Genomic DNA, 23377 nt, shown 5'->3' with positions numbered 1-23377 from the left:
TCGTAATGAAAGGGAGTTTTTCCATGATGAATATTTTAGAAGCAACAAAAATCCATAAAAGCTTTGGCAATAAGTTTAATAAACAAGAGGTTTTAAAGGGAATAGATATCACAATTAAACAAGGTGAGTTTGTTAGTATTATGGGGGCGTCCGGTTCAGGAAAAACCACGCTGCTGAATGTCCTCTCCTCCATTGACCGAGTCAGTAGTGGTTCTATTATGATCCAAGGCAACGAAATGACAAAGCTTAAAGATAAACAACTTGCCCAATTTCGAAAAAATCATTTAGGGTTTATCTTTCAAGATTATAACCTGTTAGATACTCTTACTGTGAAAGAAAACATTCTTCTTCCACTATCAATCACAAAAACACCTAAAAAAGAAGCTGATCAAAAGTTTCAAGAATTGGCTACTGCCTTAGGCATTTATGATCTAAAAGATAAATATCCAAATGAAATATCCGGTGGACAAAAACAACGAACATCTGCAGCAAGGGCGTTTATTCATGAGCCGAGTATTATTTTTGCAGATGAGCCTACAGGAGCTCTTGATTCAAAATCCGCTTCAGATTTATTGCATAAATTAAGTGAATTAAATCAAAACCGCCAATCTACCATTTTGATGGTTACACATGACCCAACTGCGGCAAGCTTCTGTAATCGAGTGATTTTTATAAAAGATGGACAAATTTATACTCAATTAAATAAAGGTGCGCAAGATCGACAGCGCTTCTTCCAGGATATTATCAAAACTCAAGGTGTATTAGGTGGTGTAAAATATGACCACTAATCAGCTTATATTTAGAAGCTTAAAGAAAAATCTTAAGAACTATTATCTCTATGCGTTTGCTTTGATTTTTAGTGTTGCTCTTTATTTTGCTTTCGTTACCTTGCAATATGATCCCTCTATGGATGAAGCAAAAGGTACAGTAAAAGGAGCAGCAGCTGTTAAAACAGCATCCATTTTACTTGTTGCAATTGTGAGTATCTTCCTTTTATACGCAAACAACATTTTTATCAAAAGACGTAGTAAAGAAATTGGACTATTTCAATTGATTGGGATGACAAAAGCTGAAATCTTTCGGATTCTAAGTACAGAAAATCTTATTCTCTATTTCGGCTCTTTATCTATAGGTATCTTTATCGGCTTTTCCTTTTCAAAGCTTATTACCATGATTTTATATAAAACAACAGCTGTTGATGAGATTGCTACCATGCATTTTTCTTGGCAAGCACTTGTCCAAACAATTTTTATATTTGTGGCAATCTATCTGCTAATCATCGGAATGAATTCCTTATTTATTAAGAAGCAAAGCATTCTCTCTCTTTTTCGAGTAACTTCTACAACAGAAGGAAAAGTGAAGAAAATATCAGTTATAGAAACCATTATTGGAGTTTTGGGATTAGCTCTTATTATACTAGGCTATTATGTGTCTTCTAAATTATTTGGCGGAGATTTTGCAACGGTTAATGAATTATTTTTTGCCATGACCTTTATCTTAGCTTCCGTTATTATCGGAACATACCTATTTTATAAAGGCTCTGTTCGCTTTATTGCAAACATTATTCGAAAGAAAAAAGGCGGATATTTAAATATTAATGAGGTATTGTCTCTTTCCTCCATTATGTTTCGTATGAAGTCTAATGCTCTTTTACTAACTATTATCACAACCGTTTCAGCTCTAGCCATTGGCTTGCTATCCCTCAGTTATATCTCCTATTATTCAGCTGAAAAGCAAGCACAAAATAGTGTTCCGGACGACTTTGCTATAACAAATGTTGAAGATGCAAATACTTTTAAAGGCGAATTAGAAGCAGCTAATATAGCATATAAGGAAAAGAAAATTGAGGTTCTTCAAGTCAATACGAACCTATCAAATATTTTAGACGCTAAATTAGAAGGGTTAAATTATCAGCCAAGCGCTATGCCAATGCCTGTTATTAGTGAGAAAGCACTTAAGGATATTGATGTTGCAGCAGATGAAACTCTTTTTACTGGCTATAATGATTTTCTGCAAAAGTTTATGAAAATGAAAAACTCCGGTCAAATTGAACTGAAGGGAAAAAATGAGGTCATTTCCCAAAAGCTTATAGGAATAAAAAGACATTATCCTATTTCATGGTATTTTACCAGTGGTGGAATACCTACCGCAGTTGTTGACGACTCTACTTTTAAGCGTTTAAAACAGGATCTTGAACAGGAAATTCAAAGAGAAGCTTCTATTTATATCGGGTTAAATATTAATGATGAGAGTAATATACAAAGAGCTAATGACCTTTTTCAAAAGCTGGGGTTTGACCAGAATGAAGGACATGATTCACAACTAGCTATGGCAAACGGTCAAAAGAGGACAATGGGGTTAGCGATGTTTATCGTTGGATTTTTAGGATTAACCTTTCTGATTACGTCAGGATGTATTCTTTACTTCAAACAAATGGATGAAGGTGAAGATGAAAAATCAAATTATACGATCTTAAGAAAGCTTGGATATACTCAAGGAGACCTACTTAATGGAATTAGAATGAAACAAATTTATAACTTCGGAATTCCATTGTTTATTGGATTACTTCATAGCTATTTTGCTGTTCAATCTGGATGGTTTTTATTTGGAACCGAGATATGGACACCGATGATTATGGTAATGGTTGTTTATACTGCGTTATATTCAATCTTTGGTATTTTGTCTGTTTTATATTATAAAAAGGTGATAAAAGAAGCTTTATAGTACGATGGCCCCTAACTTTTTGTTAACGGGTTCGGTTTTGAAGTGCAAAATTAGAATGACCGTACAGTAATTCGACGATAAATTAACAGATAATATGATTAAATGCTTGGAACATTGTGTCTCCAAGCATTTTTTGCACTATATAGTTGGGTCTTCTGAGAAACAAACGGAAAAATTCCGTTTAAATTAGGAAAAACCAGCGTTTTCAACAAAATAGGGGGAATTTTTCCGCTTATTTGCACCAAATCTAAAGATTTGCTTCTATTTATAGAAGTTAACCGGAATATATCCGCTTATATCGGCTATTTATGCACCTACTATATACCTTAAGCGGAATTTCTCCTCCTATTTATTCTTCCTATACCTTCACATCAACAATGAATATCATTAGATCCTTTTCTTTCTAAACTATTTTCAACTTAAATATCCAAAACACTCCTACATTCAGTACATCAATCCCAATTATGCTGTTTTAATAAAAACAAATGGTAATTTTAGTATGAATTATTTAGGTAATATAAATAATTTTTGGTGTGGTTTGTTTAATTAATAAACAAAGTCTGCTATAATTAATACAAACGCTTACAAATTTCTAGTAGATAAGGAGATTAAGATGAGTAAACAACCAAAACCTAACCAACCTATCGTTGAGCATATTTTTACTGCAGATCCTTCTGCACATGTATTTGAAGGGAAAATTTATATCTATCCTTCTCATGACTTGGATCATAATGAGCCTTCAAATGACAATGGTGATCAGTACAAAATGGAGGATTACCATGTATTATCAATGGATAATTTCGAATCTCCTTGTATTGATCATGGACAGGTTCTTCATGTAAAAGATATTCCTTGGGCAAAGAAACAATTATGGGCGCCAGATGCAGCGTTCAAAAACAACACCTATTATTTATTTTTCCCGGCAAGAGATCATGACGATATCTTTAGAATTGGTGTTGCAACAAGCTCAAATCCTGCAGGCCCTTTTACTCCTCAAGAGAGTTATATCCCAGGAAGTTTCAGTATAGATCCTGCCGTATTAGTAGATGATGACAACAAATCTTATATCTATTTCGGTGGTCTATGGGGAGGTCAGCTAGAAAAGTGGCAGACTGGAATTTTTAATCCAGATGGTGAGGGTCCTGCAGCATCAGAGCCAGCATTAGGTCCGATGGTAGCTGAACTAGAGGATGATATGCTTACATTTAAAACTAAACCGCAAGAAATCTCAATCGTTGATGCAGATGGCAACCCAATCTTAGCAGGTGACGAAGAGAGACGATTTTTTGAAGGAGCTTGGGTACATAAATATAATGATGAATATTATCTTTCCTATTCAACGGGAACAACTCACTGCATCGTTTATGCAACAAGCAAAAACCCACAAGGCCCATTCACGTATAAAGGAAAAATTCTTACTCCAGTAACAGGCTGGACTACTCATCATTCAATCGTTCAGTTTGAAGATAAATGGTATCTATTTTATCATGATTGTTCATTATCAGACGGAGTCGATCATAAACGTAGTGTGAAATATTCGGAAATACACTACAATGAAGACGGCACTATTCAAACGATAGATCCTTATAAATAAGCTAATTTGGAACACTACAATGAATTATTGTGGTGTTCTTTTATATTTTTTCAAAACCTTCACTAATTTTGAATTTAGTTGAGTTAATTTCTTAATAATGACTCTTAAACCAAAAAACGAACATTTTCCTTCATCCTCAACTTTTTAATAAACAATACACGGATAAAATCACTAATAAAGGTGAAATTCATACGTTTTTTTGTAACAAATGATTCATTATGAAATTGATTCAGTTGGGGAAGAATAAGATTATAACAATATAATATAAAGGGTACGATCAAAATGAGCCAAAAAAAACCTACTCTCGCTACAATTCATACACTAGGCACAACATATCTTCAACAGCACAATCCAATCATGATCGCTTGGTGGTCTGCAGTATTTCCTGGATTTGGACATTATTTGCTTAACCAGTATATAAGAGCTACCCTTTTAACCTTAAGTGAAGTTTTTATAAATACATTTGCTCATATCAATGAAGCAATGATCTTTTCCTTTTGCGGTAAATTTAAACAGTCTGTATCCATTTTAGAGCCGAAATGGGCTTTTGGCTATCTCATAACATACCTAGTAATCATCTGGGATAGCTATAGGTCTACTGTTTATCAAAACAAATTATGTCACATTGCTTATTTAGAAAATCATTCTGTTTCAAGGTTGAAAATTGCACCGAACGAAATTCAATATATCGAAAGAAAAAGTCCATTTGTTAGTGCGTTTTACTCTTTGCTCTTTCCAGGCCTTGGCCAACTTTACAATCATCAAGTTGCTCTTGCCTTCTACGCTATGCTTTGGTGGTGGATCTATTTAAGCTTTTCAAACCTCCATGAAGCCATACTAACATTAGTATTCGGTAATGTTGTGGGTTCAAGTTCAACCCTTGACCCACACTGGTTATTGTTTATGCCATCAGTATTGGGAGGATCCATTTATCAAGCATATGTCACAACAATTGGACATAATAAGCTATACCGTATTGCACAGCGTCAGCATCTAACAGAGCGATATGGACAAAATCGCCCTCGTATCTTCAAGTAAGCAGGAGTTTTATTATGATTATTGTTGGAACATTTGAACAAACAATTGAAATGGAGCAAGCCCTAGCCGTTCTAGAAAGCAAATATGTCACAAGAGAGCAAATACTTGTGACTTTTATGGAAAGTGATCCAAATGAACGACTACAAGGTAGAACGAGGAGCGCTCGTTCAAATGCCTTTGAAGTTGGAATGGCTTGCGCGACTGGTAGTGCTGTTATTGGTGCTAGTATAGGATTTATCCTAACTCTAGGCCCAATTATATGGGGGTTACTTGGTGCATTCATTGGATTTACAATTGGTTATAGCATCTATTACCTCAATAATAAGAATGGCTCTAAAATGCCAAAACGGTTGCCTGAGGTGACCGTTATCATTCAGTGTTTAGAGGGTGATCAAATTCAGTTGATTAAGAATGTTTTATGGAATTATAAGGCTCTTACTGTGGGGGTGTTAAAATTATAGAAAGTATGGCAAGTTGTTTCTTAATCAACCGAACTTAGTCTTAACCCCCTATCGCTTCACTAGCAGAATATATTCCTCACAGCTTATATTGACAACAAACCACCCTTCCTCCTGCTTAAAGCCCTCTTGCGCGTAGAGCCTTTCATTATCCGCATTAACCAGGAGTATAGTCATGATTTCATCTCTTTTATCTTTAAAATAAACTATTACTATTTTACTAAATTTATTGAATTGCCAAATAACTTTGTTTATTTAGTAGCCAAACAAAGTTAAAGTTGTTATAATCAATTTCAGTTAGGGCTCTCCCATTACCATACATAGTTAACTTCCTACAGAAATGTAAGCCCTTACTTTATTTCATTTAATAAAAAGGAGGTTCATTAGAGTTATTCAGAATTTGTTTTAGAAAGCCTTTCAAATCTATATTAAAAAGGAGATTAAAACATGTTAAACGTATTACGTAAACCAATTATTTCTGGATTAGCCCTAGCCTTATTATTACCTGTAGGAATGAGTACTGCTTCTGCTGCTACTACTACGGAAAAACCTAGTATTAGTGCCTTAACAGCACCACAGTTAGACCAAAGATATAAAGACTCCTTTACAATCGGAGCAGCTGTAGAGCCAAGTCAATTAGAAGGTAAAGATGCAATCATGTTAAAACGCCATTATAACAGCATCGTTGCTGAAAATGTGATGAAGCCAATTAATATTCAGCCAGAAGAAGGAAAGTTTAACTTTAAAGAAGCTGACAAGATTGTCAAATTTGCAAAAGAGAACAATATGGACATTCGATTCCATGCTCTTATCTGGCATAGCCAGGTACCAGACTGGTTCTTCCTTGATGAAGAAGGAAACGAAATGGTAAATGAAACTGATCCTGGGAGACGTGAAGAAAATAAAAAGCTTTTACTAGAACGTGTTGAAAAACATGTTGAAACAATTGTAGAGCGCTATAAAGATGACGTGAAATCATGGGATGTTGTGAATGAAGTCATTGATGATGGTGGTGGATTACGTAATTCGGCTTGGTACCAAATCACTGGAACTGACTTTATTAAAGTAGCCTTTAAAACAGCTAAAAAACACGGCGGTGAAGATGTTAAGCTTTATATTAATGATTACAATACAGAAGTCGAACCAAAAAGAACTGATTTATATAACTTAGTAAAAGATCTTTTAGATCAAGGAGTTCCAATTGACGGTGTTGGACATCAATCACATATTCAACTTGGCTGGCCTACTTTACAACAAACGGAAGATTCTATTAATCTATTTGCTAGTCTTGGATTAGATAACCAAATTACAGAGCTGGACGTAAGTCTATATGGTTGGCCACCTAAACCTGCTTATGCAACATACAGCGATATCCCAGCTGATGTTTTTGAAGCACAAGCTGAACGCTACGATGCTTTATTTAAATTATACGAGAGACTAGATGACAAGATTAGTAATGTTACTTTATGGGGAATTACAGATAACCATACATGGCTAGACGACCGTGCTAAGCAATACAATGATGGAGTAGGAAAAGATGCACCATTTGTATTTGATCCAGATTACAAAGTAAAACCAGCATATTGGGCAATTATTGATCATAAATAAAAGTGTTTAGGAAGAGAAGCTGTCTTTTCACTATTAAGGTGGCTTCTCTTCTTTATATAATGTACCTACAATTATCCCCTTCATCGGAATTAATCAATTCATTACCTTGCCCCTAAGCGTTTTGTACCATTTAGATTATATCCATAAATTTCCTTTTATCTTAATCTGATGAAATTATATATTTTTACCTATATCTATTTACCTCATCTTCTGAAAATTAAGTATTTAGATATATGTCATCTCTATATTTTCTGTAATTTTTTCAGTATTTATTAACCATTCTTTTGCAGTATTCCCCTATTATAAAATGTTCCTTGGAGACTTTTATTCTCTCAAAAAAATTAAAGGATGGATGTATCGAATGAAGTTGCAAAGCAAGCTTAAAGGTAAAAAGATTTTAACTAGTACTTTAGCCATTTGTTTGTTATCAACCCCGTTTATGACAAGTGTTGTAAATGCAGCCAAACCTACTACTTCTAAGGTTCAATCACTAGTAGAGCTTCGAATTATGGAAACGACAGACATTCATACGAACCTACTCAACTTCGATTACTACAAAAATGCTGAAGCTCCTAAGCTTGGACTGGCTAAAACAGCAGCTCTTGTTAAAGAAGCAAGAAAAGAAGTAGATAACTCTGTCCTCGTAGACAACGGTGACCTTATTCAAGGAACCCCTCTTGGCACCTATAAAGCTAAGATTGATCCACTTGAGGAAGGTGAGGTACATCCAGTAATTGAAGCAATGAACATAATGGATTATGACATGGCTACACTTGGAAACCATGAGTTCAACTATGGTCTAGACTACCTAGATGAAGTGTATGATGATGCTGAATTTCCTTTTGTAAATGCAAATGTTTATATTGATGATCATGATGATAATCCTTCAAATGATGTTAATAAATATAGCCCTTATAAAATTGTTAATAAAAAAGTAAAAGATGAAGATGGGAAAACGAAGGTTATCAAAGTTGGATATATTGGTTTTACTCCCCCACAAATCAACGAGTGGGACAAAGCTCATCTAGATGGTAAAGTCATCACAAAAAATATCATCGAAAGTGCTAAAAAATATGTACCTCAAATGAAGAAAAAAGGTGCAGATGTTGTGATCGCTTTAGCTCACTCTGGTTTTAGTGCAAATGAAGACAACACAGAAGATACAGTTTATGCTTTGAGTAAAGTAGATGGAATTGACGCTATTACATTCTCACATACTCATAAAACGTTTCCAGCTAAGGATGTTGCCAGCTTAGATGCACTTTTCAAAGGTGCTGACGGACAACCATTACCTGGAGTAGATAATAATAAAGGTACAATCAATGGTGTTGCTGCTGTTCAAGCAGGCTATGGCGGTGGTTCTCTCGGAATCATTGATCTTACCCTTCAAAAGATTAAAGGAAAGTGGGAGGTTTCTAATTCTCAATCTTCTACTAGAGCAATAGATAATGTGCAACCTGATCAAGAAATTGTCAACGCCGTAAAGGATGCACATGAAGATACGATTGACTATGTAAATACACCAATCGGAACAACAACTGATGATATTTACAGCTATTTTGCCCTTGTTCAAGATGATCCTTCTGTTCAAGTCGTAACAAATGCGCAAAAATGGTATGTAGAAAACTATATCTCATTGAACAAGCCTGAATTAAAAGATCTTCCAATTTTATCTGTTGGAGCACCTTTCAAGGCAGGTCGTAATGGTGTTGAAGAATATACAGAAATCAAAAAAGGTGATTTAACAATCCGTAGTGCTGGGGATCTGTATCTTTATGACAACACATTAAAAGCTGTAAAGGTGAATGGTTCAGTTGTAAAAGAATGGATTGAAATGTCAGCAGGTAAGTTCAATACAATTGACACCACTAAAACTGATGCACAACAATTATTAAATCCTTCTTTCCCAGTGTATAACTTCGATGTCATTGACGGAGTTGAATATCAAATTGATGTCACTAAGCCAGCTAAATACGACACGAAAGGGAATCTTATTAACCCAGAATCCAGCCGTGTTGTTAACTTAGAATACAACGGAGAACCAATTGATCCAGAACAAGAATTTGTTGTGGTGACAAACAATTATCGTGCTGGTGGCGGTGGGAATTTCCCTGGTCTCAAAGGCAGTGAGTTAGTCGTGGATTCTGCTGATGAAAACCGCCAAATTTTAATGGATTATATTTCGGAAGTAAAAGAAGTTACTCCAACAGCTGATAATAACTGGTCTATTGCACCAATCTCAGCTGATGTGAACGTTACATTTACAACCTCACCGAAGGCAGAGCAGTACATTACCGAAGGAAGTCCATTCTCATATACTGGACAAACTGATGATAAAGGCTTTGGCATTTTCAATATTGACCTAAACCGTGGGGTAAAGGTACAGCTTTTAGGGTTAAATGATCTACATGGACAATTAGACACAGTGACTAAAGTAGGTAATTCTTCAGCTGGTCAAATAGAATATACAGCTGCTGCCCTTAAACAGGAAGAAGCAACAAATCCTAATACTTTACTAGTTCATGCTGGTGATATGATTGGTGGCAGCCCACTTATCTCAGCTCTTTTCCAAGATGAGCCAACAATTGAAGTTTTAGAAGAAATCGGCTTTGATGCTGGAACACTAGGCAACCATGAATTCGATGAAGGAATTGATGAGTTAAAACGTATGATGAACGGTGGTGATCACCCAAATGGCAACCCTGGCTATGATGGAATGAACTTCCCGCTTGTTGCAGCAAATGCTTTTGATACAAGAGACGGACAGTTAATTACTGATCCTTACACAGTATTAGAAACTGGTGGTCAAAAGATTGGTATCATTGGTGTTGTCACTCAAGAAACACCTTCAATGATCGTGACAAAAGGAAATGAATCTTTAAAAATCACAGGTGAAGCAGAAGCAATTAATAAATATACAGCTGAATTAAAGGCACAAGGTGTAGAATCAATTGTTGTTTTAGCTCATAACCCTGCTACTCAAACTGGCTATACTGACTCATTTGATGCAAGCAGAATTGCTGAACAAATCAATGATGAAGTTGATGTTATCTTTGCCGCTCATAACCATGTAAAGGTTAATAGAGTTGTAGATAATAAGTTAATTGTACAAGCTTATTCTTATGGGTCAGCTTTCTCAGATGTTGAGTTAGAAATTGATCCTTTTACAGGGGATATTTTTAGTAAAAAAGCGGAAATTAAAACAGTTTACCAGGACAAATATACTCCAGATACTGCAGTAGCAGCTATCATGGACAAGTATAAAGAAAAGGTTGAGCCAATCAAAGCTCAAGTAGTTGGTCAGTCAGTATCTACCCTTGAAAAAGGCTATCCTTCAGTAACCAATGAGTTCGGTGACAATGGACTTGGTAACCTCATCGCTGATGGAATGAAAGACGCAATGGACGCTGACTTTGCCCTTATGAACGGTGGCGGAGTTCGTTCACCACTTGAAGCTGGTGAAATCACATACGGTGATTTATTTGCTGTTCAACCATTTGGAAATGTATTGAATAAGGCTACTCTAAGTGGTGCTGATTTACGAGTTATTTTAGATGAGCAAATTACTGAAAGAGGTCTTGATTACCATATTTCAGGCTTTAAATATACGTACACTTATGATGCTGCTGCTAAAACTGGAAAAGTCCAGGATATTCTTTTACCTGATGGAACTCCAATCGACCCAGCTGCAGAATATACAGTCGTTGTAAATAACTATATGTATGGAAATATTAAAACTAGCTTCGGAAAGCTTTCTTCAAGCATGGAAGTTGGACCAGTAGACCTTGATGCTACAGTTGAGTACGTTAAGAGTTTACCTTCTCCAATTGACTATAAATCCGAAGGAAGAATCACAAGAGTAAACTAAACTGAAAGGAGGCTGACCTAATAGTGTCAGCCTCCTTTTCATTTCTAAAAAATCAATGCTAGAACAAACGTCCAAAGGCATACAAACCCTAGTAACCCAAAGCTATATTTTAATGTCATTTTCGTTAACTCTGCTTCTTTACCTGTTTCCCCTACGGCTGCTGTTGCAATGGCAATAGATTGTGGAGAAACAAGCTTCGCCATGACTCCTCCAGCAGTATTTGCAGAAACCAATAAAGATGGGTTTGTTCCAATGATGTTACCTGCTGTAGCTTGAATTGGTGCGAATAATGTGTTGTTATTTACCACAGATCCTGTCATGAATACACCAATCCATCCTAATATTGGAGCTAATAATGGGAATACATCTCCTGTTGTGGCTACCGCTTGCCCTAACGCAATTGTTAATCCACCGTATGTCATTAGCTTTGCAATACCAATAATCGCAGAAATCATCACGATTGGAATTCTAAATTCTAAAATCGTCTTTTTCAATAATTTAAAGCTTTCTTTGAACCTAATTTCTTTTGCAGAAGCGACAGTTGTTAATCCTGCTAAAAGAATGGCTGTTCCTGTTGCCCCTATTAAATCAATTCCCACCCCTATTGAAGAGCCAGGGATTATGAACTGTACTGCTGTTCCTGCAAGTAACCCGCCTTCTGTAAATAGTCCTTTAAAAACTGGTAAACTCCAAATTAAGACAAAGATTGTTAGCAAATAAAATGGAGACCATGCTTTGATTACTTCACTCATAGAATGCTTTTCAACTTCACACTTTTTACCGTTTAGCAAGAAAATTTCTTTTGGTTGCCATTTTTTCAGAAATAACGCTAGCGTCCCCATCGCTAATAGTGACGGAATAATATCGGCTAACTCTGGTCCTATCGTGACTGTAATGACTGCCTGTGTCACTGTATAAGTAGCAGATGTGACTAAAATAGCTGGTAATATTTCTTTCACTCCTTTAAAACCGTCTAGTAACCAGACTAGGAGAAATGGTATGGTAAAGTTGATCATTGGTAGAGTTAAAGCCGTCATCATTGAGACGTTCATTGATGTTACACCTTCCAAATGAAATGTATCAATGATGCCCACCGGTATACCAATTGCCCCAAAAGCTCCTGATGCACCATTTGCTATCAAGCACAGCATCGCTGCCTGCAATGGTTTAAAGCCTAATGAAACTAAGAGTACAGCACATATCGCAATTGGAACTCCAAAGCCTGCTGCTCCTTCAAGAAATGCGTTAAAGCAAAAGCCAATTAATAATAAATGAATCCGTTGGTCTTGAGAAATCCCTACTATACTTCCTCGAAGTATATCAAACTTCCCTGATTCTACTGCAATTTTATAAAGCCATACTGCCATCACAATGATATAACCAATCGGCCATAATCCTAATATGGCTCCTTGGATGACACTTCCGATTGCTTCTCCAAAAGGGAGCTTAAAGACTACTAATACAATTAAGAAGGTGACTGCTAAGTTTAATAAAGCTGCATGTATTCCCTTCATCTTGAACACTGTTAAGCATAATAGAAACAATATGATTGGTATGGCTGCAACTAATGCTGATATGGCGAGATGCTGAAATGGATCAAACGTCTCAACTAACATGATGAATTCTCCTCTGTGTGGTTTTTACCTAACCCCAAATAGTAGCTTGAATAGCTTTTAGTGTTTTAACTGACTTTGTGAATTTTTCTTGCTCTTGATCATTTAAAGATAGCTCTACAACTTTCTTTATACCTGTGCGATTGATCACAGCTGGGACCCCAATATAAACATCACTGTGTCCATTTTCACCATCAAGGTAAGCCCCAACTGGTAAAACCACATTTTCGTTCTTTAAGATTGCTCTCGTAATTCTCGCTAATCCCATAGCAATTCCGTAATATGTTGCCCCTTTAGATTCAATGATTTTATAGGCAGCATCTCGAACTTGAACTGCAATTTCCTGTTTTCGTTCCTCTGTTAATTTCGGTGCAATTGGTGTACCAGAAATATTTGCAGAGCTCCATACAGGTAATTGAGAATCACCATGTTCTCCGATAATATAGCCATGTACACTTGTTGGGGCTGTATCAAATTCTTCACCTAATAAATAGCGGAATCTAGCAGAGTCTAACACTGTTCCAGATCCGATCACTCTTTCTTTTGGCAATCCAGAAAATTTCCATGTTGCGTAGGCTAAAATATCAACTGGATTTGTAGCCACTAAGAAAATTCCGTTAAATCCAGATTGCATAATTTGGTTTACAATAGATTCAAAGATTTTTACATTTTTACTTACAAGATCTAATCTTGTTTCCCCGGGCTTTTGTGCAGCACCGGCACAAATAACAACAAGTGCTGCATCCTTGCAATCTTCATAAGTACCAAATGTGATGCTCATAGAATTTGGTGCATAAACAATTCCATGATCTAAGTCCATTACGTCACCTTTCGCTTTTTCCTCATTTAAATCTACAAGCACTAGCTCATCACTGATTCCTTGATTCATTAACGCATAAGCATAGCTTGATCCAACCGCTCCAGTACCAACTAATACAACTTTATTTCCTAGTGTTACATTCATTTTGTATTCCTCCAATTTATCATTTTATATTGTGAAGTTTTTCACAATCCAGTGTGTGTTTTATAACTTGAGTTAAGATTAACACCATAATGTAATTTATAATGTGATAAAGATCACACTCTGTTAATCTTTTTATAAAATCTAGTTAGAACTAGATTTTAATACACTTAAAGCCCCTTCTTTAAAAGATAAAAAGAGGGGATTTCTCCCCTCTTAGTTAAGTTTAAAATTTTAATTATTCTTTATTTTATTACACCTGAATCTAATAACCCACATTGATGAAGCCCCTTCATTATGCCATCTTCATTATTAGAAGTCGTTACATATTTAGATATACTTTTTAAATTTTCTACTGCATTTCCCATTGCAATAGGGTGCTTAACAAGTTGAAACATTTCAATATCGTTCAATCCATCACCAAATGCATACGAATTTTCCAATGATAAATTCTGATGTTCCATTAATCGTTGAATGCCTGATGCCTTAGAAGTGCCTCTAGGATACACATCACATCCTAAAGGAGAGTGCCGAACAAATTGAAAATATGGAAATTGCTCTTGATAAAAGAGTTCTTCGCCTATATTACAGAAAAGGACCATTAAATGAATGGGGGATTTTAAATACATCGTCTCATCTACTGGAGGATATTTTGTTCCTACACGTTCTATGTAATTTTTTGTGATTACATCAGAATTTCCTGCAGTAACTGTTATATATTCAGCGTTGTAAAATGCTAAATCATGACCGTTTTGAGAAGCTGTTGTATGTAAAAGCTTTACTTCATTTTGGTCAAGTGGATTTTCATAAATAACCTCACCCTCGTACATAACATACTGGCCATTCATAGCAACACATGAACGAATACCTGTGAGTTCTAATACATTACCAATCTCACTAATATTTCTACCAGTAGCTATAACTGGCTCAGCACCTAACTTTTTTATGGTCTTAATAGCATCTATGGAACTATTAGCTACTTTAAATTCACTTGTTAAAAGAGTGCCATCCAAATCAAAAAATACAATCGGTGTGTCTACCAAAATCATACTCCTCCTTTAGAAATGATCCTTGAAAGGTATAAAGAAAAAGCCTTGAGATGTTCAAGACTCCATTTTATGCTCGTTATTCTCCTAAGCCTTGCTTTGTAATAATTTCAGAGATTGCCTGGGCAGCTTCACTTTCATCTGCACCTAAAGCAGTAACTTTGATTTCAGCACCTTTAGGAATACCGAGAGACATAACTCCCATAATTGACTTTAAGTTTACACTTTTCCCTTTATAATCAAGTGTAATTTCTGCATTAAACTTTGACGCCACACTTACTATTTGAGTAGCTGGACGTGCGTGAATTCCAGATTCATCGATAATGTTAAATGTTTTTTCTACCATGTAACCCGTCCTTTCAAACATCTCAATTTTATATTACTCTATCATGCAATAAGACTATTTTGTTTCAGTCACCGATTTTACTGAAGGATCTTGCTTTCGTTTTCCAAAGAATATTTTGTAACAGGCAAATCCAACAACGATCGTATTGATTAGAAACTGATTATCGAGGTATAACTCACTTAAATATCTGCCGTGTGGTCCTAATGCATAATCGACAAATGTTTCAATCATACTACCTCACCTTTCTCTTACATAGTTTCTTTTAAAAAAGGTTCATTAAAATTAATAGCTCCAGTCAAAAACTAGAGCTATACTTAGACAATTTTATTTCTCTTTAACACCTATATATAGTCATTTTACATTGTTTTCAATTATTATATGAGAATAACTTTTGTAAAAGTAATACTCTGGGTGTTCTAGTTAAATATTGCGAATATCTTATAAACAACATAGTTGATGAAGTTTCCACCTTGGTCAAGACTTGATACCAAGCTTGTTCCTTCTGGCATATTGAATTTACCGTCAATTGCTAATTGAGTATGAACTTGTGCTAAATCTGTAGCTAAGTATAAAGTTAATGCGATTAAAATTGTTCCTACAATAACAGAATGAATAATATTTCCTCGTGCAGCACCTACAATGAATGCCACGATAAATGGAATTGTGGCTAAATCACCAAATGGCAAAACATTGTTACCAGGTAATACTACAGCTAATGCAACCGTTATTGGTACTAAAATTAAAGCTGTTGAAATAACTGATGGGTGTCCAATCGCAACGGCAGCATCTAGACCAATGTAAATGTCTTGCTGACCAAACTTTTTGCTTAAGAATGATCTTGCTGATTCTGAAACAGGCGTTAAACCTTCCATTAGTATCTTAACCATTCTTGGCATTAACACCATAACCCCTGCCATGGCCATACCAACTTGAATCACTTCACCGAATGAATATCCTGCTAGTAATCCCAATCCAATACCTAAAATCAATCCCATGAAAATAGACTCTCCGAAAACACCGAAGCGTTTTTGAATCGTTTCTGGATCTGCATTCCAATTCTTAATTACTGGTACTTTTTGAATAAGCTTAACAAGTGGTATTCCAAGTGGTGCGTAAGAAACTGTACTTCCTGTTGCAACAGCAATACCTTCAAGATCAAAATAATCTCTTAACATAGGTGCTGTCCAGTCTGCAATTTTCAAACAAATGATCTGGAAAATAACTGCAGCCGCTAATCCTTGGATTATGCTTCCTGAAACTGTATAAACAAGAGCTCCTGTGAATGTAAAATGCCAGAAGTTCCAGATATCTACGTTCATTGTTTTTGTTGTTTTCGTAACAAGCATGATAACGTTTACTAATAGGCCCAAAGGAATAATAAATGCAGCTATTGGTGATGCCCATGACATTGACGCAGCACCAGGCCATCCAACATCTATAACATTTAACTCAATTCCAAATCTCTCAACCATCCCGTTTGCCGCTGGTCCTAAGTTACTTACTAATAAATCAACGACTAGAAAAATACCAACGAATGCTACACCAATTGTAATACCTGAGCGAAAAGCTTTTCCTACCTTTTGTCCAAAAGCAATACCAATTAAGAAAATGGCAACAGGTAAGATTACTGTTGGTCCTAATGCTAGAAATGCTTGTAAAGCTTCTACCATACCATTCATTTTAAATTCGCCTCCTTTTAACATCTGTCGACTCTAAGATTGAAAGGACCTCGATTCTCTAAAGATTAGAGAATCGAGATGTTTAAGAATCTATTATTTTTTAAGTTCCTCTAGAATCTTTGCTTTAACATCATCTAGTCCGATTCCTGTTAAGAACGCTCTTGCATTAATAACCGGGAATGGATATTCTTTTTGTACAATTGTTGTACTAATCAAAAGACTAGCTGTATCTACATAAGAACCAACTTCAGTAATTTTAATTTGTTGAAGAGTTGCATCAATTCCATTTTCTTTACACATTGCCTCTACAGCATCATTAACGATTGTAGAAGTTGCAATACCAGCACCACATGCGATTAATATTTGCTTTTTCAACTTACTCACCACCTTTCACAGAAAAATTAAGCTTATCTAGTAGTAAATCTTTAATTTTTGTTTTCGATTCTTCAGTAGATAATTCTGATAGGACATTTTCATCCTGAAAAATACGCATTAAGTTTTGTAGAAGTTCTAATTGGGAATGTCCCTCATCCATAGCTAACATAAACACTAATTTAACAGGAGTTTTTTCCCTATCTTCACCCATAATGCCGAACTCCACTGTATCTTTTAACACTCCAACACTGATTGCTTTTTTATTTACATGCTCTGTGTCAGTATGTGGAATAGCTACAGAACAACCATTTGTTGGAAGACCCGTTGCATATGATTTCTCCCTTTCAATTACTGCTTCGATATAACTTTCTTTAACTATTCCTAAATCATTTAAGTTTCTTGCCATGATCTCAATTACTTCTTCAGAGCTGCTCGCTTCTATATCTTTTAAAATAAGAGTTTCATCTAATAACACTTTGTTATCCTCCAATCAATATCTAGTTATTCACTTCACTATGGTTTAGGTTAATCACGTACAATTGATTGGAAAAGCTAAATGTGTAGTTCCAATTTTAATCTTTATTAACCTTGTGTTTTATTTTGTAGCTACTAAAGTAATCATATCACTTAGAAAGCCTTTTCTGAATGCGGTTTCATCACCATTGGTTGATCTTGAGTTGTACAACATTGTGATGTAAAAAAATCATTCTATAAATATATTAGAATATTAAAATTTGAGACTTATGATTTAATAATAACTTTAATCTCATTACCAGTCATAACTGCTTCAAAGCCTTCGCGCCAATTTTCTAATGACACAACTTTTGTAATCATTTTATCAGTTGCAATCTTATTTTCTTCCAATAGCTTCAACGCTAAGTGCCATGAGCTCGGCTTTTGTGAACGAGTTCCCACATATGTTATTTCACGTTGAATGATTGATTCTTGATCTAACTGATTTAATTTGTTTGCAAAAATACCTACTTGCACAAATGTACCTTTTTTCTTCACAAGCGGTAAGCCTTGATTTAGAGCAGGTACTGCTCCAGAACATTCAAATACTTTGTCAACACCATAACCATCTGTATGTTTCATAACAACATCTGCTAAATCCTCTTCGAGAACATCAACTATTACATCAACACCTAGCGATTTTGCTAATTCTAAGCGTTGTTTATCTTTTGTAATACCAGCTAAAATAACAAACGCACCTTTTGCTTTTATAATTTGACATTGAAGTAAACCAATTGGACCAGGACCAAAAACTAATACTTTATCTCCTTCGTTGATTGTTGTTTTCTCTAATGCAGCATGAGTACAACAAGCTAATGGTTCAGTCAATGCCGCTGCTTCAAAGCTGATGCTATCAGGTAAAACGTGTACACTCTCTTCTCTTGAAACAACAAACTCAGCCATACTCCCGTTTACTTGCGTTCCAATCCCTTTACGTGTAGAACATAAATTATAATCTTTTTCTAAACAATACTCACATTCTCCACATGTTGTAAATGTTGTCTCACTTGTAACTCGATCTCCAACTTTAACCTTTTTTACAGCATCCCCAACTTCTACAACTACTCCTGAGAACTCATGACCTAGAACAACTGGTGTTTTTGAATTTCGATATTCTCCTGTATATGTATGAATATCAGTTCCACAAATTCCTGTATAGGCCACCTTTACCTTTACTAAATCACCTGATACTTCTGGTTCTTGAATGTCCACTAATGACATATTGTCATAACCTGGTTCCGTTTTCATTACTGCTTTCATTTTCTTCACTCCTTGTTAAAACTTTTTTACTTATATTCATAAAGAGCAATAAAATACTCTTATTCACTTTTTTAATAAGTCCAAAATTTGTTGATCAATTTTTTCCATACCTACACCTGTTATGTAAGATGTTGCAACGATAGTAGGTGTTTCATAAACTTTTGGTAATAATGTAGTTGATATAATTAAATCTGCATTAGACTGAAGAGATCCCACCTCGGAAATAGTACACTGGATGAGCTCCGCTCTTATCTTGTTTTCTTTTAAAAGACTCTCTACACGTTGAGCTACAATTGTTGAAGTAGCAATTCCAGCACCACAAGCAACAAGAATAGTAGATATTTTCATTACAATATTCCTTCCTAGTAAAAATACCGTTATTTTGAGTAAGCTTTAATAAGGTTGAACATATCTTCCTTACTATCAAGTTCAATCATCTTTTGAACAACATCATCCATTTCAGCCAGTTTAATGAGTTGTAAGAGAGCGTTTAAATGCTGCTTCTTATCAACGGCTGCAATCACAACCACAAGATGTAATTTGCCATTTTCAGTTTGTATCCCATCTTTGATTTTTAATAAGCTCATCCCTACTGAATTTGCCCCTTCTTCTGGCTTTGCATGTGGAATGGCAATATTCATTCTTAATGAAATATGTGGTAAAAGAGTTGGATACCTTTCTTTCATAGTCGTGATATATGTTTCTTGGATTGCCCCATTTTGTAGTAAAGGCTGCGATGCGATTTCAATTGCTTCTTCCCAACTATTCACAGATTGTTTGGTAACCATCATCTCTGGTGTAATGAAGTCTGATAAAATATAATCTTTTTTTACTTTCACTTCTTTTGTTAATTGTAGAGAGAAGTAGTCTTGAAGTGCTTTTTCTAAAGACTGCTTTTCTTCTATTTTTGCATATTTCTCAACGATCGAAATAATTTGATCTATGTTCACTACAGACGTATTTAACCCGAATACCCCTTGCATAACACGTTGACGTAATTGAGTTTTTTCAAATTCAGAAATAAACTGATTTACAATAAACAAATGTTTATTTGTCTGCAAGGGAACAGGTGAAAAGACAAGATCAAACTCTAAATCCAACTGTTCAAATTCACGTATTGAGAATGCTTGATAAAAGTAAAACTCTGGAAACAGGTCTCTTAATGTATGTTCCATTAATTGTGATATCGAAACCCCATTTGGACATACAACTATTGCCTTTTTCTTTACCGGAATTGTTTCCCCACTATTAAGTAAATGACCACCAATTAAGATTGTTATATACATAATTTCACTTTCTGGAATATCACAGTCTATATACTCACGAAAGGGTCTGATTGCATCTTTTACAATATAATGAATAGCATCAAACTCATCACTCACTTTTTCTAGCATTGCATAGTTGGTTGTAAGTTGATATTTGATCCGGTAGTATGCAGGCTTCATATGCATGATTAGCCTGTTAAGCAAAGCTTCTCTATTCTTTAATGTAATAGCTGCTTTATATTCAAAAAGCTCTAAACTATCTTCTAACGATTTTCTCAACTGTGGCAATTCTCGATCAGTCAAAAATTGAGTTGAAAATACATTTGATGTTAAAAGTTGCAATGTTATAAACATTCTTTCTTGTTTAGGAATTGCTGGGCTGTCTTGGATAAGTATTTGTGCAGCTTCATATTCCTTTGTGTCAGACAGTGCCTCGTGGTCAATATGATAGGCATCTGAAATAATCTGACCCTTTTTTATTCTCTTTAATAGAACTGCAATAATATATGGTAGAAGCTTTATTCGCTCATCAATGAATTTAAGGTGCAAAAGCCTTTCCACTTCTTCTATTTTTGTTTTAAGGTGACGAATCTCACGGCTTGATATTTCCCCAAATTGCTGAATATAAAGTTCTCCCTTATAGATATCAAACACATCTCTTAATGTACCAATCAACAACTTACGTTTATCCCATTCATTTCCAATTATGTCATAACCATATTTTCTTGAATAAACAATCTCTAATTGATAGTCATTGACGAACCTTTGAGCTGCCTTAATATCTCTAAGCGCTGTGTTTTTACTAACTTCTAGTGCAATTGAAAAATGAATTAATGATAATTCTTCTTCACTGCTTAGTAGCATCAAAATAATTAATTGAACTCTTTCTTTTTCAGAAGGAATATACCTAGCAGAAGTAGTATCCTCTTCTTCTTCAGTAAACAGATCAAACAATAATGGGCTAACAATAAACCTACCGCCATTTGTCCTTTTAATTACCGGATAATTATTTTGCTCTAACCAATCATTTATTTTGCTGAAGCTGTAACTTATTTGTCTGCGGGTTAAATTCAACCGGTTTTCTAATTCAGTATTTGTAACTTCCGGATTACTCAACACAGCTTTTAATAGTAGGTTGCTTCTTTCGTCTAAATACATAAGCTGTCACCTCTCTTGCTCATAAATTATTTTATCAGCTAAGTTGGCCTTATTGAATTCGCTTTCATACTCAATCTCTGTTTAAAGATTGTTCAACTTGATGATTATGTATTTAAAGTATGTCCACTAATAGGGAATCTTTTGTGTTTATTAATGAAAAAACCCATAGTAGACATTTTCCCTTATATGAGGGATTAATATTCTTTTACTCTATCTTTCAGAGTGAAAGATGAGTTTATAAAGTTTACTATTGGAGAATAAATCAAGAGCTTTTCTCTTATGTTTCAGCTTGAAAAAGTGAAGCGATTATTTTCCGCCTACATTGAACTAGATATATCACCTTATGATTTGTGTAAAAAAATAGCAGTAGTTACCTATAACTGGGTAACTACTGCTATTTTTAAGCTTAATGTAGTTCATATCTTACAAACGCCAACTGCTTACTATCTGGAGACCACGAATTCACATTGATCGTACCCTGACCGCCAAACAGCTTTATCAACAAACTTGACTCTCCACCGGTACTTGACATGATTCTTAACTCAACATCCTTATTAGGAGGATGGTCTCCAGGTTCCACATCTCCTTTTTTATAGGCAAGATAAACTACCTTCTCTCCATCAGGAGAAACATGTGGAAACCAATTATTGCTTTCTTCAAATGTTACTCTCGTTTGTTCACTACCATCTGCATTCATACGCCATATTTGCATCAAACCGGTTCGTGTGGAATTAAACCAAATATGCTTTCCATCTGGTGAGTATTCAGGGCCATCATCTAAACCAGGCAAATCTGTTAGCTGTTTTTCCTCTCCACCATAAGCAGGAATTGTATAAATGTCGTATTGGCCATTTCTTTCCGCACAATAGGCTAATGTCTTGCCATCAGGTGACCAGCCATGAAGATAAGACGGTGCCATTGGCGTTATGAGAGTTGGAATGCCACCTTTTGTAGGAAGGATGTATATACGTGATTGATGATCCAGGGCAGTGTGGTGACTGATAGCAATCTGAGATTCATCAGGAGATAAGACATGATCGTTGTTACAGGAGGTTGCAAAGCCTGTTTCTATTAGGCCGTTTTCATGAGTATTTATATCAAAGGAGTAAAGATGACCATCACTGTTATAAATCAGCTTTCCATCACGGGTCCAATTTGGTGCTTCAATTACCTTATGAAAGGATGCTAGTGTCTTCCTTTCACCAGTTTCAATATTGATTATTTCCAGGAAACTTTTCGTTTTTTTCCCTTTGGGTAAACTATATTTTTCATTAGATTGGTCCATGTGGTTTCTCCTAACTACTTGGATTTTTGCCCTTATATATCTTATTGGATTAGATGAGTTCCTATAACTGTTCTACTACAAACTTTTTCTCCTTCTGTACAAGTTCTAACTCTTTCGTTTTTTCCTTTACTTGATCTTCTAATTTATCCAGAACTTCTGTCACTTTATCATACTGCTCCCTTGTTTCATCCAAAGCATCATTAATTCTCCCCTGCACCATAAAGTCTACGATGAATCCATCGAAAAAGGAGTCAGCAAACATCAATAAACTTGAAATATCAACTTCGAGCTTTGCTTCCTCTTGTACATCTAATAATTCTTTTTGAAACTTCCGCATATGTGTTTGAGCATCGTGAAGATAGTCCTCTGCATCATTAATATGCTGATGTTTCACAAAACCAGAAATTGTTCCACCACCCAGCATATCCGCTGTTCCCCAATTACTAGCTTTTTCAAGAGAATTTTCTGCATCCATCAGCGATTCCTTCACAAGTTCACCAGCAGTAATCGCTTCATTTAACTCATCAATATAAGCTCTAAGACTTCCTTCCTGTTCACTCAGCTCCAAAACCTTATCAGCATGTGC

General features: G+C 35.3%; 19 protein-coding genes and 1 pseudogene. 7 read left to right on the top strand and 13 right to left on the bottom strand.

Annotated features, from left to right (window positions below; all coding sequences use genetic code 11):
* Positions 1-26: 26 nt before the first annotated feature.
* The 7 genes from ACEWK1_RS20745 (at position 27) to ACEWK1_RS20715 (ending at position 11290) form a co-directional block, all read left to right on the top strand.
* Positions 27-788, top strand: a complete 762-nt coding sequence (locus tag ACEWK1_RS20745; protein ID WP_121665147.1) for an ABC transporter ATP-binding protein — start codon at positions 27-29, stop codon at positions 786-788.
* Entirely contained in the window at positions 778-2724 is a 1947-nt protein-coding gene (locus tag ACEWK1_RS20740) for an ABC transporter permease (protein ID WP_121664021.1), read from the top strand. Before ACEWK1_RS20745 ends, ACEWK1_RS20740 begins: the two co-directional genes overlap by 11 nt.
* A gap of 613 nt (positions 2725-3337) precedes the next feature.
* Positions 3338-4318 (top strand): glycoside hydrolase family 43 protein, encoded by a 981-nt coding sequence (locus ACEWK1_RS20735; RefSeq protein WP_251404193.1) that lies wholly within the window; start codon positions 3338-3340, stop codon positions 4316-4318.
* Between the two features lie 282 nt (positions 4319-4600).
* The gene (locus ACEWK1_RS20730; protein WP_121664023.1) at positions 4601-5356 is read left to right on the top strand and encodes a hypothetical protein; all 756 of its coding nucleotides are present in this window, start codon (positions 4601-4603) and stop codon (positions 5354-5356) included.
* 14 nt (positions 5357-5370) lie between these two features.
* Positions 5371-5817, top strand: a complete 447-nt coding sequence (locus ACEWK1_RS20725; protein ID WP_121664024.1) for a hypothetical protein — start codon at positions 5371-5373, stop codon at positions 5815-5817.
* A 444-nt stretch (positions 5818-6261) separates the two neighbouring features.
* Entirely contained in the window at positions 6262-7422 is a 1161-nt protein-coding gene (locus tag ACEWK1_RS20720; RefSeq protein WP_416636607.1) for an endo-1,4-beta-xylanase, read from the top strand.
* A gap of 361 nt (positions 7423-7783) precedes the next feature.
* The gene (locus tag ACEWK1_RS20715) at positions 7784-11290 is read left to right on the top strand and encodes a bifunctional 2',3'-cyclic-nucleotide 2'-phosphodiesterase/3'-nucleotidase (RefSeq protein ID WP_416636606.1); all 3507 of its coding nucleotides are present in this window, start codon (positions 7784-7786) and stop codon (positions 11288-11290) included.
* Between the two features lie 44 nt (positions 11291-11334).
* Here ACEWK1_RS20715 and ACEWK1_RS20710 read toward each other — a convergent pair whose 3' ends face one another.
* The 13 genes and pseudogenes from ACEWK1_RS20710 to ACEWK1_RS20650 all read right to left on the bottom strand — a co-directional run.
* On the bottom strand, positions 11335-12906 hold the full coding sequence (locus ACEWK1_RS20710) for an L-lactate permease (RefSeq protein WP_416636605.1): 1572 nt from the start codon (positions 12904-12906) through the stop codon (positions 11335-11337).
* 28 nt (positions 12907-12934) lie between these two features.
* Positions 12935-13867 (bottom strand): L-lactate dehydrogenase, encoded by a 933-nt coding sequence (locus ACEWK1_RS20705; protein ID WP_212135273.1) that lies wholly within the window; start codon positions 13865-13867, stop codon positions 12935-12937.
* A 242-nt stretch (positions 13868-14109) separates the two neighbouring features.
* A complete protein-coding gene (locus tag ACEWK1_RS20700) occupies positions 14110-14907 on the bottom strand; it encodes a Cof-type HAD-IIB family hydrolase (protein WP_212135271.1) in 798 nt (265 codons plus the stop codon).
* Between the two features lie 82 nt (positions 14908-14989).
* A complete protein-coding gene (locus ACEWK1_RS20695; protein ID WP_121664030.1) occupies positions 14990-15256 on the bottom strand; it encodes a phosphocarrier protein HPr in 267 nt (88 codons plus the stop codon).
* Between the two features lie 54 nt (positions 15257-15310).
* Positions 15311-15487 (bottom strand): hypothetical protein, encoded by a 177-nt coding sequence (locus ACEWK1_RS20690; protein ID WP_162987518.1) that lies wholly within the window; start codon positions 15485-15487, stop codon positions 15311-15313.
* A gap of 185 nt (positions 15488-15672) precedes the next feature.
* The gene (locus ACEWK1_RS20685) at positions 15673-16935 is read right to left on the bottom strand and encodes a PTS galactitol transporter subunit IIC (protein WP_121664031.1); all 1263 of its coding nucleotides are present in this window, start codon (positions 16933-16935) and stop codon (positions 15673-15675) included.
* A 93-nt stretch (positions 16936-17028) separates the two neighbouring features.
* A complete protein-coding gene (locus tag ACEWK1_RS20680) occupies positions 17029-17310 on the bottom strand; it encodes a PTS sugar transporter subunit IIB (RefSeq protein WP_121664032.1) in 282 nt (93 codons plus the stop codon).
* A gap of 1 nt (position 17311) precedes the next feature.
* Positions 17312-17785 (bottom strand): PTS sugar transporter subunit IIA, encoded by a 474-nt coding sequence (locus tag ACEWK1_RS20675; protein WP_416636604.1) that lies wholly within the window; start codon positions 17783-17785, stop codon positions 17312-17314.
* 266 nt (positions 17786-18051) lie between these two features.
* The gene (locus ACEWK1_RS20670; protein WP_416636603.1) at positions 18052-19083 is read right to left on the bottom strand and encodes a zinc-binding dehydrogenase; all 1032 of its coding nucleotides are present in this window, start codon (positions 19081-19083) and stop codon (positions 18052-18054) included.
* A 63-nt stretch (positions 19084-19146) separates the two neighbouring features.
* Complete coding sequence (locus ACEWK1_RS20665) at positions 19147-19431, bottom strand: PTS sugar transporter subunit IIB (RefSeq protein ID WP_121664035.1); 285 nt, start codon at positions 19429-19431, stop codon at positions 19147-19149.
* Between the two features lie 29 nt (positions 19432-19460).
* The gene (locus tag ACEWK1_RS20660; protein WP_121664036.1) at positions 19461-21506 is read right to left on the bottom strand and encodes a BglG family transcription antiterminator; all 2046 of its coding nucleotides are present in this window, start codon (positions 21504-21506) and stop codon (positions 19461-19463) included.
* Positions 21507-21912: 406 nt separating this feature from the next.
* Complete coding sequence (locus ACEWK1_RS20655) at positions 21913-22791, bottom strand: TolB family protein (RefSeq protein WP_416636602.1); 879 nt, start codon at positions 22789-22791, stop codon at positions 21913-21915.
* A gap of 61 nt (positions 22792-22852) precedes the next feature.
* Positions 22853-23377: pseudogene (locus ACEWK1_RS20650) on the bottom strand (hypothetical protein); the annotation flags it as partial.

Source organism: Metabacillus sp. YM-086, from assembly GCF_048059995.1.
Taxonomy (GTDB): Bacteria; Bacillota; Bacilli; order Bacillales; family Bacillaceae; genus Metabacillus; species Metabacillus litoralis_B.
The sequence above is the reverse complement of the archived record's forward strand: the minus strand, read 5'-3'. Positions and strand labels throughout refer to the sequence as shown.

Excerpts from the sequence above, each read along its gene's own strand:
- ACEWK1_RS20730 (WP_121664023.1), top strand. The coding sequence starts at position 4,601 with ATGAGCCAAAAAAAACCTACTCTCGCTACAATTCATACACTAGGCACA.
- ACEWK1_RS20705 (WP_212135273.1), bottom strand. The coding sequence starts at position 13,867 with ATGAATGTAACACTAGGAAATAAAGTTGTATTAGTTGGTACTGGAGCG.
- ACEWK1_RS20670 (WP_416636603.1), bottom strand. The coding sequence starts at position 19,083 with ATGAAAGCAGTAATGAAAACGGAACCAGGTTATGACAATATGTCATTA.
- ACEWK1_RS20655 (WP_416636602.1), bottom strand. The coding sequence starts at position 22,791 with ATGGACCAATCTAATGAAAAATATAGTTTACCCAAAGGGAAAAAAACG.
- ACEWK1_RS20685 (WP_121664031.1), bottom strand. The coding sequence starts at position 16,935 with ATGAATGGTATGGTAGAAGCTTTACAAGCATTTCTAGCATTAGGACCA.
- ACEWK1_RS20720 (WP_416636607.1), top strand. The coding sequence starts at position 6,262 with ATGTTAAACGTATTACGTAAACCAATTATTTCTGGATTAGCCCTAGCC.
- ACEWK1_RS20735 (WP_251404193.1), top strand. The coding sequence starts at position 3,338 with ATGAGTAAACAACCAAAACCTAACCAACCTATCGTTGAGCATATTTTT.
- ACEWK1_RS20665 (WP_121664035.1), bottom strand. The coding sequence starts at position 19,431 with ATGAAAATATCTACTATTCTTGTTGCTTGTGGTGCTGGAATTGCTACT.
- ACEWK1_RS20690 (WP_162987518.1), bottom strand. The coding sequence starts at position 15,487 with ATGATTGAAACATTTGTCGATTATGCATTAGGACCACACGGCAGATAT.
- ACEWK1_RS20695 (WP_121664030.1), bottom strand. The coding sequence starts at position 15,256 with ATGGTAGAAAAAACATTTAACATTATCGATGAATCTGGAATTCACGCA.
- ACEWK1_RS20740 (WP_121664021.1), top strand. The coding sequence starts at position 778 with ATGACCACTAATCAGCTTATATTTAGAAGCTTAAAGAAAAATCTTAAG.
- ACEWK1_RS20725 (WP_121664024.1), top strand. The coding sequence starts at position 5,371 with ATGATTATTGTTGGAACATTTGAACAAACAATTGAAATGGAGCAAGCC.
- ACEWK1_RS20660 (WP_121664036.1), bottom strand. The coding sequence starts at position 21,506 with ATGTATTTAGACGAAAGAAGCAACCTACTATTAAAAGCTGTGTTGAGT.
- ACEWK1_RS20745 (WP_121665147.1), top strand. The coding sequence starts at position 27 with ATGAATATTTTAGAAGCAACAAAAATCCATAAAAGCTTTGGCAATAAG.
- ACEWK1_RS20710 (WP_416636605.1), bottom strand. The coding sequence starts at position 12,906 with ATGTTAGTTGAGACGTTTGATCCATTTCAGCATCTCGCCATATCAGCA.
- ACEWK1_RS20715 (WP_416636606.1), top strand. The coding sequence starts at position 7,784 with ATGAAGTTGCAAAGCAAGCTTAAAGGTAAAAAGATTTTAACTAGTACT.